The sequence below is a fragment of the Curtobacterium sp. 1544 genome, assembly GCF_040544915.1.
GTDB classification, from domain to species: Bacteria; Actinomycetota; Actinomycetes; order Actinomycetales; family Microbacteriaceae; genus Curtobacterium; species Curtobacterium pusillum_C.
Map to the genome: position 1 here is coordinate 178,458 of NZ_JBEPKX010000003.1, position 11,926 is coordinate 190,383.

Consider the following 11,926-nt stretch of genomic DNA (forward strand, 5'->3'; position numbering starts at 1 on the left):
GGTTATAGAGTGTCGGTGTGCACGCCTTCGACGTCCTCGGTGACCCCGTCCGACGCCGGCTCACGGAACTCCTCGCCGAAGGAGACCGGACAGCCGGTGCGCTGACCGACGTCATCGCAGGGGAGTTCGGCATCTCCCAGCCCGCGGTCTCCCGGCACCTGCGCGTCCTGCGCGACGCCGGGTTCGCCACGGCGGCACAGCGGGGGACCGCACGCGTCTACCGACTGGAGCCCCGCGCCGTCGAGGAACTCGACCGCGCCGTCGAACGGTACCGCGCCCTCTGGCGGCAACGGCTCGACGCCCTCACGACCGAGATCGCCCGGGGTCGACGTGCTCCGGGTGCGCCGCCCGACGTCCACCCCGAGGAGCACTGACATGCGCACCACCGACGGCACCGTCGAGGACTCTCCCTCCGGCGGGTACCTCATCCGCTTCGCCCAGACCTACCCGACCACCGTCGAGGACCTCTGGGACGCCATCACCGACCCCGAACGGCTCTCGCGGTGGATGGCCCCGTACGAAGGGGAGTTCCGCCTCGGCGGCCGCTGGCTCGCCCGGTACGACGACGGCACGGTCTTCACCGAGGGCACGGTCACGGCGTGCGACGCCCCGCGCACGTTCACGACCACCTGGCACGCCAGCGAGGAACAGGAGACGACGATCACCGTCACGGTCGAGCCCGTGGCGGGCGGTGCGGCCCTCCGGCTCGAGCACGACGGCGTCGGCGGGCGGGACTACGCGCCGGGGTGGCACACGTACCTCGAGCTGCTCGAACTCGATCTCGCCGGGGATGTCGACGGCATCGCGGCGTTCGACTGGGACGCGCGCTACGCCGAGCTGCGGGGGCGCTACCGCGGCGAGTGACCGGTCTGGCGGCGACCGATCAGGAGCCGAACGACGACTCGACCCACCGTGCGATCGCGCCGCTCGTGTCCGGGGCGGCTCGGCGGAACAGCACGTAGTGCGTCCAGTCACCGCCCTGCACGACGTCCACCGTGCAGGCGTCGTCGTCGCAGGTGCGCCAGGCGGCATCGCGCGCACCCAGCCCGTCGACGTCGAGGCGCTCCGCACGTGCCACGGTGCCGGCCGCGAGTCGGCGCTGGACGATCCACCCGGCGTCCGGGACCCGCGTGAAGAGTGCGTCCGCCGTCGGGTACGACCCGGCGGTGCCGACGAACACGCACGAGTCGCCGCCCACGCGGTTCCGGGCGAAGTCGTCGGCCTCGGGAGCGGTGCTGCTGTTCACGAACGGTCCGACCGCGAGTTCGGTCGCGGTGACCGCGTTCACGTTCCCCGCGTCACACGTCGTGATGGAGCCGTCGTCCGCCGCGGTGTCGTCGGACGCGGTGCCGAGCGGGGACGCCGAGACCTGTCGGACCACCGCCGACAGGAGCGCGTCGAACGCCGGTTGCGCCTGCTCGGGGGTGGCGTCGGTGTCGTCCTGCAGCCGCGTCGAGGCGAGGTGCACCCAGGCGTTGCCGGCGAGCACGTCGGCCGTGCAGTACACCCGCGCGGAGTCGCTCGCCCCGCAGGCGGTCGGTGTCCCGCCGCCGACGTACTCGGTGTGCTCGGCGAGGGCAGCTCGAGCGTCCGGCAGCACGCTGAGACGAATGCCTTCGAACAGGGCCTCCCCGGCGCGTCCCGGCACGTGGTCGTCGAGCGGCGCGACACCGTTCGACCGGTCGCAGACGATCCCGCCGGCACCGGGGACGAACGCTTCGGACCCGGCGATGTGCGCCGAGTCGGTCAGGGTGTCCACGGCACGCAGCCCGGGCACGAGGGCCGCGACGAGGTCGTCCGGCAACGCCGTCGAGCAGGCGAGGCGCCCGGTCGCGTCCGGGGTGGGACCGAAGTCCACCGTCGTCGCGGCGTCGGTCGGAGCCGGGGTGCCGGTCGGTGCGGTCGAGGCACTGACCTCGGCGGTCGGGGTGCTCGGGACGGAGCAGCCGGTGACGACGATGATCGACGCGAGGGCGACGGCGGCCCCCACGACCCCCCGGGTGAACGTGTGCATCCCCACAGGCTAGGTGTCGCGAGCGCGCCGCAGCGCTCGGGAGCCATCACGATCCGACAACGCTCGACCTAGACTCGGACCGTGCCCGTCCAGCCTCGCGTCGCCGTCCTCGGACCGGTCGAGGTCGCGGACCAGCAGGGGCGCGCGACCGCCGTTCCCGGGGCCCTCGCACGCTCGTTCCTCGTCGCGCTGGTCCTTGCACGCGGGCACGCCGTGACGACCGAGGCGCTCATCGACGAGCTCTGGGGGGACGACCAGCCAAGGGGTGCACGTGCGGCGCTGCAGACGCTCGTCTCCCGCCTCCGGCGCAGCACGGCTGACGGTGTCGTCGTGTCGACGAGCACCGGTTACGCACTCGGGGTCGACCCCGGCTCGGTCGACCTCACGGCTGCCGAGCACGCGGCGTCGAGCGACGACGTCGTGACGGTCCGGGCAGCGCTCGACGAGTGGCGGGGCGACCCCGGAGCGGACGTCGACGGGGACCTCGGCGAATCGCTCGCCGACCGCGCCGCCACTGCCCGCCGTACGCTCCGACGCCGGCTCGGCGAACTCCTCCTCGACCGTGGCGACGCGGGCGAAGCAGCCGCGCTCTGGCTCGCCGAGTCCGAGGCGAACCCGTTCGACGAGGTCGCGGTCGCCGGCTGCATGCGTGCCCTGGTCGCCGCCGGTCGGACGGCCGAGGCGCTCGCCGCGTTCGCGGCGCACCGGGACCGTCTGGCGGACGAGCTCGGCGCGGACCCGTCGGCCGACCTGGTGCGGCTGAACGCCGACCTGCTCCGCCGTTCCGCCGCCGACTCCGGTCGCGCTCGCCGGGTCGGGCTGCGGGCCGCGCCGAACACGCTCGTCGGGCGACAGGAGGACCTCGCCAGCGTCACGGAGATGCTGTCCCGCAACCGGCTGGTCACGATCCTCGGTGCGGGCGGGCTGGGCAAGACCCGTCTCGCGCAGGCGGTCGCTGCCGGTGTGCCGCCGACCACCGGGGTGGTCGTGTTCGAGCTCGCGCCGATCGCCACCGCCGAGGACGTCGTCCCCGCGCTCGGTGCCCTGCTCGGGGTGGCCGAGTTCCGCTCCGCCCGGGCACTGCGGGACGTCGTCGTCGCCGACCTGCGGGCGCGGGTGGGGCGGGCGCTCGGGGAGGCCCCGACGGTCCTCGTCCTCGACAACTGCGAGCACCTCGTCGCCGATGTCGCCGGCCTCGCCGCTGACCTGCTCGCGAGCATCCCGGACCTCCGGATCCTCACGACCTCGCGCGCACCGCTCGCGATCGCCGGTGAGGTCGTGGCCCCGCTCGCGCCCCTACCGGTCGAGGCCGACGGTGCCGCCGTCCGCCTCTTCACCGAGCGCGCCCGGGCCGCCCGACCCGGGGCCGTGCTGCCCGTCGACACCGTCCGCCGCATCTGCACGCGGCTCGACGGGTCGCCGCTCGCGATCGAGCTGGCCGCCGCGCGGATCCGGGGGATGAGCATCGACGAGATCGAGCGTCGGTTGGACGACCGGTTCGCCCTGCTCCGCGGCGGCGACCGGAGCGCACCGGAACGGCACCGCACGCTCCTGGCGGTCATCGAGTGGAGCTGGCGGCTGCTCGACGCCGGTGCGCAGGACCTCCTGACGCGCCTGGCGCTGTTCCCGGACGGCCTGGCGGTCGACGCCGTCGAGGCAGTGGCCGCGCCGGACCGCCGGGACGATGCGCTCGACGACCTCGCCGAACTCGTCGAGCAGTCCCTCGTGCAACTCGTCGAGGTCGAGGGGGAGCCTGTCCGCTACCGCCTGCTCGAGACCGTCCGCGAGTTCGGAGCCGCACGGCTCGACGAGCGCGGCGCCACCGAGACCGTGCGCACGGCGATGATCCGCTGGGGGCGCGACTTCGCCGCCGCCCGGAACCTGTTCACGCTCACCGGCCCGGAGCAGCTCGGCCGCTTCCACGAGGTGCAGCGGGAGGCCGACAACCTCGTGACCCTGCTCCGCTGGAGCCTCCGCGCCGACGACGCCTCGGCGACCGCGCACGTCTTCGCCGCCCTGGGTGCCTACTGGACGCTCCGGGGCGCCCACGGCGAGGTCACCGCGATCGCCTCGGACGTGGTCGCGGTGCTGCGCTCGGGCCCGCCCGCTGCCGAGGACATCGCCGCGGTGCACGTCGGACTCGTCGTCGCCGGTGCGTCCTCGGCGTTCGACGACCGCCGGACCGCGGCGTGGGCGATCTCCACGCTCCGACGGCTCCGTCGCACCGGGACCACGGGCTTCCCGGTGCTCGACGCGCAGGCCGCCCTGCTCCTGACCCTCGGTCGTCCGGCAGCGGGCACCGCACTGCTCGAGCGTCTCCGTGACGACCCCGACGAGGGCGTGGCCGGGACCGCCAACATGCTGAGTGCGCCCCTCGCCGAGAACGACGGCGAGTTCGAGGCCGCCCTCCGGTACGCCACCCGGGCGCAGACGCTCGCGGAGCGCACCGCCGACGCGTGGACGATCGGCACCGTGGCCGTCACCATGACGCAGCTCCTCGCCCAGACCGGCCGGTACGCGGACGCCCTCGCGAACGCCGGCCGCGCGAGGGAGCAGCTCGAGCGCTTCGGCGCCGAGGACGACCTGTACGAGATCGGCTGGACCGTCGGCCTCTGCTCGGCCGCGACCGGAGCCGTGGACACCGCCGGGTCGGTCGCTGCCGAGCTGCAGCACCGCCCGGTCGCAGGGCGCGGCGGCTTCGACGGCGACCGCTCCCAGATCGGCGTGCTCGCGGTCGCCATCGGTGCCGAGTGCCTCCGGTTCGAGGGCGACCTCGACGGTGCCGCGGCGCAGTACACGGCCGCGTGGGACTGGGTCCTGCCGCACCGGAAGGCGACGCCGCACTGGACCGTGATGGCGGGCGCGGCACGGATCGCGGCGGTCGACGAGGCGGCGGTGCGCGCGGCCGACGGGGCCGCACCGTGCCTCCAGGCCGACGAACGCACGGTCGCTCGCCGCATCCGGAACGCCGCCCTCGTGATGATCCGCGTGCACCCGTGGTGGCTCGATCTGCCGGTCATCGGCACGACGCTCGCGGGGCTCGCCGTCGCGGCGGCCCGGAGCGGCCGTCCGGCCGAGGCAGCCCGCTGCTGGGGGACCGCGATGCGCTTCGGCACCCGCCAGGACTTCGCGGTGCTCGCGCACGCACGGCTCCGGCCGCTCCTCGTCGACGCGGTCGGCGAGGGTCCGGTCGCGGACGCCGAGACGGCCTCGGCCGGATGGGACCGGACCGAGGCCGTCGCGCAGGCGAGGCTGCTGCTCGAGGAGCTCCGCTACGCCTTCCGCATGTAGGCGCGGACCGTCAGCGGCGCGAAGACCGCGACGACCACGGCGGCGCCGAGCAGGCTGATCCAGAGGTCACCGGTGACGGCACCGTGGTTGATCAGCTCCCGCACGGCGGTGATGAGGTGCGAGATCGGGTTGACCTCGGTGAACCAGCGCAGCCAGCCGGGCAGCGTGTCGGTCGGGACGAACGCGTTCGACAGGAACGTCAGCGGGAACAGCACCAGGTTGGCGATGCCCGAGACGCTCGACGCGGTCCGGGCGATCACGCCGAAGTAGGCGAAGATCCAGCTGATCGCCCACGCGACGACGATCACGAGCAGGCCGGCGAGCACGACCGCGGCCGCGCCGCCCTCGGGACGGAGGCCCATGATGATGCCGACGGTGAACGTGATGGCGGTGGCGATCGCGTACCGGACGGTGTCGGCCAGCAGTGCGCCGGCGAGCGGCGCGATGCGGGCGATCGGGAGCGACTTGAAGCGGTCGAACACACCCTTGTCCATGTCCTCGCGGAGCTGGACACCGGTCACGATCGACGAGGTGATGTTCGTCTGCACGAGGATGCCGGGGATGATCACGGGCAGGTAGCTGCCGATGTCGCCGGCGATCGCGCCACCGAAGATGTACGTGAACATCACGGTGAAGACGATCGGCATGAGCGTCACGTCGAACAGCTGCTCGGGTGTGCGCCGGACCTTCACCAGGCCGCGGTACGCCATCGTGAAGGACTGCCGGATCGTGGCGCCGAGTCCCGTCGCTCCGACACCCGGGCGGGGTGTGACGCGTGGAGTCGAGGTGGGTGCGGGGGCGATGGTGGTCATGCGATGCTCCCTTCGAGCTCGCGCTGGGTGTCGTCGTCGGCGGTGGCCGGTGCACCCGTGATGGTCAGGAAGACCTCGTCGAGCGTCGGCTTCTGCACGCTCATCTCGGCGAGGGAGATGCCGGCCTCGCGGAACGACACGAGCAGGTCGGTCACGCGGTCGGGGTCGGACATCGGCGCGGTGAGGCGCGAGCCCTCGGGGCTGGCCACGGCGTCGACGCCCAGGGTGTTCCGGACGATCGCGCGGGCGGCGTCGAGCCGCAGGGCGTCGGCCAGCCGGAGCTGGAGCGAGCTCGAGCCGATGGACGCCTTCAGCTCGTCACCGGTGCCCTCCGCCACCACCCGTCCGTGGTCGATCACGGCGATGCGATCGGCGAGCTGGTCCGCCTCGTCGAGGTACTGCGTCGTCAGCAGAACCGTCGAGCCGGTCGCGACGAGCTCCCGGATCGTGTCCCACATCTGTGCACGGGTGCGGGGGTCGAGACCCGTCGTCGGCTCGTCGAGGAAGATGAGCGGCGGCTGCGCGATGAGGCTCGCAGCCAGGTCGAGCCGCCGGCGCATTCCGCCCGAGAACGCCTTCAGCGGGCGCTTGGCGGCCTCGGTCAGCCCGAAGCGCTCCAGGAGCTCGACCGACTTGCGCTTCGACTCGGCACGGCTCAGGCCGAGCAGCCGCGAGAAGATGACGAGGTTCTCGGTCGCGCTGAGCGTCTCGTCGACGCTCGCGTACTGACCGGTCACGCCGATCAGGGAGCGGACGAGCTGCGCCTCGCGCCGGACGTCGTGGCCGAAGACGCGGGCCTCGCCGGCGTCCGCCCTGAGCAGGGTCGCGAGCATCGAGATGGTGGTGGTCTTGCCGGCGCCGTTGGGGCCGAGCACGCCGTAGACCGTGCCGGCCTCCACGCGGAGGTCGACACCGTCCACTGCGCGGTTCGTCCCGAAGGTCTTCACGAGGCCGGTGGCCTCGACCGCGAGCGGTGTGGTGGTCATTCGCGCAGGTCCTTTCGTGGTGACTCGACGTGGTTCGTCGATGTCGAGGACGATGGTGCCGCGGGCCGCTCACGCGGCACTGACGTGGCGCTGACACCTGTGGGCGGGCACGTCAGGCGGGTTCTGTGGAGGACCGCCCGGAGGCGCGGCTCACCGCCGGTACGGTGGTCGCGTGGACGAGACGGCTGGCTCCCGGAGCAGTGGTGTGGGTGGCGGCACCCGCTTGCGGCTGGACATCGCGTACGACGGCGCCGCGTTCTCCGGGTGGGCCCGGCAGCCCGGGCTCCGCACCGTGCAGGGAGCGCTCGAGTCGGCGCTCGCCACCGTCTTCACCCGCTGGGGCGAGCCACCGCTGCTCACCGTCGCCGGTCGCACCGACGCCGGGGTGCACGCCACCGGACAGGTCGCCCACGTCGACCTGTCACCGTCGCAGTGGGAGGCCCTCGGCACCAAGCGCTCGCCGCTCGAGTCCCTCGTGAAGCGCCTCAACGGCATCGCCGCACCGGAGGGGGACGTCGTCGTCACCCGGGCGTCGGTCGCGCCCGACGGGTTCGACGCCCGGTTCTCCCCGCTCTGGCGGCGCTACTCGTACCGGATCGCGGACGCCGACGCCCCGCGCGATCCACGTCGACGGGGGCACACCGTGTGGCACCCGACGCGTCTGGACCCGGCGGCGATGGAGCGCGGTGCGCTGAGGTTGCTGGGGCTGCACGACTTCGCGACCTTCTGCAGGCCGCGCGAGGGCGCGACCACGATCCGGACGCTGCAGGAGTTCCGCTGGGACCGCGAGCCGGACGGCGTGCTGGTGGCGCGCCTCCAGGCCGATGCCTTCTGCCACTCCATGGTGCGCGCCATGGTGGGGGCGACCATCGCCGTCGGCGAGGGCCGGTTCGGGGCCGACCGTCTCGAGGAGCTGCGCGTCGCCGAGACCCGGACCAGCGAGTTCAAGGTCGCGCCCGCGAAGGGCCTGACGCTGACCGAGGTCGGGTACCCGGCGGACGAGGAGCTCGCCGCCCGGGCGACGCAGACCCGTGCGCGGCGTGGGACGAGCGACGGCGGCGGTACCGTCGGGGGATGAGTCCCCGCGAACCCCGCTCCGTCGTGTCCGTCGCACCAGGGGTGGTGTTCGTCGAGGGACCCGTCTCGAACTGGGTCGTCCTGGCGGAGGAGGACGGTGTCGCCCTGATCGACGCCGGCTACCCGGCCGACGCCGACCTCGTGCTCGACACCGTGCGGTACGCCGGACACGACCTCGACGATCTGCGCCGCGTGTACGTCACGCACGGGCACGTCGACCACGTCGGCGGCATCCCCGGCATCCTGGCGCGGTACCCGCACGTCGAGGTGCTCGCGCACGCCGACGAACTCGACAACGTCCGCGGGCCGTCGCGGCAGCAGGTGACGCCGGCGGAGATCGGCGGACGACTGGCGTCCCCGCGGGTGCTGCGCTGGCTGAGCCGGGCGATCCGGTCCGACGCCCTCCGCCCGACCGCGGTGCCCTCCGCTCGGGCGTTCACCGCGGCGGACTTCGACGGACGGGCGATCACGCCGTTCCCGGCCGACGGGCACACGGTCGGGTCGACCGCGTACCTGCTGCCCGCGGCGAACGCGATCGTCACCGGCGACGCCGTGGTGAGCCGGCACGACACGCAGCCCGGGTCCTGGGCGCCGCGGCCGCGGATGATCACGCCGTTCTTCACCGCCGACCAGGACCGCGCACTCGAGTCCGCTCGGGCCCTGCCGATCCCGGAGATCCTGCTGCCGGGGCACGGGCCGGCGGTGCACCGGGTCGGATCGGCCTGGCTGCCGATCGGGTCGTGAGGGGGCGGCGGGGCGCCGCGGGACCGAGTCTCGGCTCCAGCCCCCGACCGGGGGTGGAACGGATCGTTCACCCGCCGGAAACCTGAGGACCCCTGCAGCTCGGTAGCGTGCGAGCATGCACAGATCCGTCGGGCGCACTCTGCTGTGCGCCACCGCTGCCGCCGCGCTCGTCGCCGCACCGCTCGTCTCCGTCTCCACTGCCAGCGCGAACCCCGCCGGCACCGGCCTCGTCATCGAGGAGGCCTACCTCAAGGGCGGCAGTGCGAACCAGCCGTTCACGAACAAGTTCGTCGAGCTCGGCAACCCCACCGACACCGCCGTCAGCGTCGACGGCTGGTCGGTGCAGTACCGCGCGGCGACCGGAACCGGTTCCCCCGCGGTGGGGAAGCTCGCCGGCTCCGTCCCCGCGCACGGCACCTACCTCGTGCAGATGGGGTCGAACGGCGCGAACGGCCAGGCGCTCCCCGAGCCCGACGCCGTCACCGGTCTGAACCCGTCCGGATCCACGGGCACCCTCGTGCTCGCCGACCAGGCCACCGCGCTCTCGCTGCCCGCCGGCGCGGTCACCGCGGGTACACCGGGCGTCGTCGACCTGCTCGGGTACGGCACCTCGAACACGTTCGAGACCGCGGTCGCCACGGCAGGCACCGCGAACTCGGTGCCGGACGCGCTGACCCGCCAGGGCACGACCGACACCGACTCGAACGCCGCGGACTTCACGGTCACGTCGACGGTCACGCCGGAGAACGCGGCGGGCGAGACCACGCAGCCGACGGACCCGACGGATCCGACCGACCCCACCGACCCGACCGACCCCGGGACACCGGCCGAGCAGGTCACCATCGCGCAGCTGCAGGGCACCGGCGACGCCTCCCCGTACGTCGGCAAGACCGTCCGCACCGACGGCGTCGTCACGGCGGTCTACGCCACGGGCGGCTTCAACGGCTACACGGTCCAGACCGCCGGCACCGGCGGGGCGCTCGACCTGGCGAAGCACACCGCCTCCGACGCCGTGTTCGTCTACTCCGCGGCCACCGCCGGTTCGGTCCGCGTCGGCGACGCGGTCCGGCTCACCGGCTCCGTGTCCGAGTTCAACGGCCTGACCGAGCTGACGGTCCCGTCGGCCGCGGGCCTCGAGCAGTTGCCGAAGGAGGGCGTCGTGCAGCCGGTCCCGGCCACGATCACCCTCCCGCGGACGGACGCCCAGCGCGAGTCGCTCGAGAGCATGCTCGTCGCCCCGCAGGGTGACTACACGGTCGCCGACAACTACACGACGAACCAGTACGGCGAGGTCGTGCTGGCGAGCGGGAAGCAGCGCCTGCTCCAGCCCACCGAGGTCGCGCGTCCGGGCAGTGCCGAGGCAGTTGCAGTGGCCGCCGACAACGCGGCGCGCACGGTCACGCTCGACGACGGTGCGAGCACGAACTTCCTCAGCGCCGCGAACCAGTCGATCCCGGTGTCCTGGCTCACCCAGGGGCCGGTGACCGTCGGCGCCGCCGCGACCTTCCGGAAGCCGGTCGTCCTCGACTACCGGAACGACGCGTGGAAGCTCCAGCCCACCTCGCCGATCACCGGTGCGACCCCGGCGGCGGACCTGCCGACGGCGTTCTCGAAGGTGCGGACCGCCGCGCCGGAGAACGTCGGCGGCGACATCCGGCTCGCCGGCTTCAACGTCCTGAACTACTTCCCGACGACCGGCGACCAGCTCACCGGCTGCACGTACTACACCGACCGTGACGGCGACCCCGTGACCGTGCGTGGCGGCTGCGACGCCCGAGGCGCTGCGAACGCCGACGACCTCGCGCGGCAGCAGGTGAAGATCGTCAAGGCGATCAACGGCCTCGGGGCCGACGTCGTCTCCCTCGAGGAGATCGAGAACTCCGCCCGCTTCGGCAAGGACCGCGACGCAGCCGTGTCCACCCTCGTCACCGCGCTCAACCAGGCGACCGGCAAGGACACCTGGGCGTACGCGAAGTCCCCGGCGAAGACCCCCGCGAGCGAGGACGTCATCCGCCTCGCCCTGATCTACAAGCAGGACCGCGTCCAGCCCGTCGGCGGGTCGACGATCCTCGACTCCTCCGCGTTCGCCAACGCCCGACAGCCGCTCGCCCAGGCGTTCGCGCCCGTGGTGAAGAAGCCGGGCAAGGGCTCGCAGAAGCCGAGCGGGCAGGACACCTTCCTCGTCATCGCGAACCACTTCAAGTCGAAGGGGTCCGGCGAGGGCGTCGACGCCGACCAGGGCGACGGGCAGGGCGCCTCGAACCACTCCCGCGTCGAGCAGGCGAAGGCGCTCGTGTCGTTCTCGACCGCCCAGCAGCGGCAGGCCGGCACCGACAAGGTGTTCATGCTCGGCGACTTCAACGCCTACAGCCAGGAGGACCCGGTCAAGGTCCTCGACGACGCCGGCTACACCGACCTCGGGCCGACGCAGGACGCCACCGAATGGTCCTACGTGTTCGACGGGCTGAGCGGCTCGCTCGACCACGTGTTCGCCTCGAAGGCGGCGCTCAGGACGGTCACCGGCGTGGACATCTGGAACATCAACTCGGTCGAGTCCGTCGGCCTGGAGTACAGCCGCTACGACTACAACGTCACGGACCTGTACCGCGACGACGTCTACCGGGCGAGCGACCACGACCCGATCCTGGTCGGCATCGACCTGCCCGGCGCCGGCGACCCGGGACAGGGGAACCCGGGCCACGGCGGCCCCGGTCACGAAGGTCACCCGGTGGCGGACGCGCTCGCGGCGCTCGCCGCGTTGATCGCGTGGTTGCGGAGCCTGTTCGGCTGATCGAGTGAGCAGCAATGGTCGCGTTCGTGGTGTGGATCCGACCATTCCTGCTCGCTCAACGCGGCCCTGGCCGCGACCAGCTGCCGGACTGGAGGCGGGGGGGGCCGGGGGCCCCCCCCCCCCCGCCCCGGGGGGGGGGGGGGGGGGGCGCGGGGGGGGCCCCCCCCCCCCCCCCCCCCCGGCGGCCCCCCCCGCCCCCCGCCCGGGGGGA

At 73.4% G+C, this 11,926-nt stretch carries 9 protein-coding genes; 6 read left to right on the forward strand and 3 right to left on the reverse strand.

The features are described from left to right. Positions 1 to 17: 17 nt before the first annotated feature. Positions 18 to 374: an ArsR/SmtB family transcription factor gene (locus ABIC61_RS03570; RefSeq protein WP_354028837.1), complete on the forward strand. Its 357-nt coding sequence runs from the start codon at positions 18 to 20 to the stop codon at positions 372 to 374. Position 375: 1 nt separating this feature from the next. Continuing rightward, positions 376 to 864 (forward strand): SRPBCC family protein, encoded by a 489-nt coding sequence (locus ABIC61_RS03575; protein ID WP_144753311.1) that lies wholly within the window; start codon positions 376 to 378, stop codon positions 862 to 864. A 19-nt stretch (positions 865 to 883) separates the two neighbouring features. Here the strand turns inward: ABIC61_RS03575 and ABIC61_RS03580 are convergent, their stop codons facing one another. Continuing rightward, positions 884 to 2,014: a hypothetical protein gene (locus tag ABIC61_RS03580; protein ID WP_354028838.1), complete on the reverse strand. Its 1,131-nt coding sequence runs from the start codon at positions 2,012 to 2,014 to the stop codon at positions 884 to 886. Between the two features lie 81 nt (positions 2,015 to 2,095). Here ABIC61_RS03580 and ABIC61_RS03585 point away from each other — a divergent pair, with 81 nt between their 5' ends. Beyond that, positions 2,096 to 5,305, forward strand: a complete 3,210-nt coding sequence (locus ABIC61_RS03585) for an AfsR/SARP family transcriptional regulator (RefSeq protein ID WP_354028839.1) — start codon at positions 2,096 to 2,098, stop codon at positions 5,303 to 5,305. On the opposite strand, the gene ABIC61_RS03590 is transcribed toward ABIC61_RS03585, so the two are convergent. After that, positions 5,287 to 6,117, reverse strand: a complete 831-nt coding sequence (locus tag ABIC61_RS03590) for an ABC transporter permease (protein WP_144753301.1) — start codon at positions 6,115 to 6,117, stop codon at positions 5,287 to 5,289. The two genes, ABIC61_RS03585 and ABIC61_RS03590, sit on opposite strands and share 19 nt — an antisense overlap. After that, the gene (locus ABIC61_RS03595; protein ID WP_354028840.1) at positions 6,114 to 7,103 is read right to left on the reverse strand and encodes an ATP-binding cassette domain-containing protein; all 990 of its coding nucleotides are present in this window, start codon (positions 7,101 to 7,103) and stop codon (positions 6,114 to 6,116) included. Before ABIC61_RS03595 ends, ABIC61_RS03590 begins: the two co-directional genes overlap by 4 nt. 172 nt (positions 7,104 to 7,275) lie before the next feature. Between ABIC61_RS03595 and truA the strand changes: the two genes are divergently transcribed. From truA to ABIC61_RS03610, 3 genes are all read left to right on the forward strand, one after another. Beyond that, positions 7,276 to 8,181: a tRNA pseudouridine(38-40) synthase TruA gene (gene truA, locus ABIC61_RS03600; RefSeq protein WP_354028841.1), complete on the forward strand. Its 906-nt coding sequence runs from the start codon at positions 7,276 to 7,278 to the stop codon at positions 8,179 to 8,181. Continuing rightward, positions 8,178 to 8,924 carry an MBL fold metallo-hydrolase gene (locus ABIC61_RS03605; RefSeq protein ID WP_144753291.1) on the forward strand — a complete coding sequence of 249 codons (747 nt, stop codon included), beginning with the start codon at positions 8,178 to 8,180 and terminating at the stop codon, positions 8,922 to 8,924. The genes truA and ABIC61_RS03605 overlap by 4 nt, the downstream gene beginning before the upstream one ends. A 115-nt stretch (positions 8,925 to 9,039) precedes the next feature. Next, positions 9,040 to 11,715 carry an ExeM/NucH family extracellular endonuclease gene (locus ABIC61_RS03610; RefSeq protein WP_354028842.1) on the forward strand — a complete coding sequence of 892 codons (2,676 nt, stop codon included), beginning with the start codon at positions 9,040 to 9,042 and terminating at the stop codon, positions 11,713 to 11,715. The last annotated feature ends 211 nt before the right edge of the window (positions 11,716 to 11,926 follow it).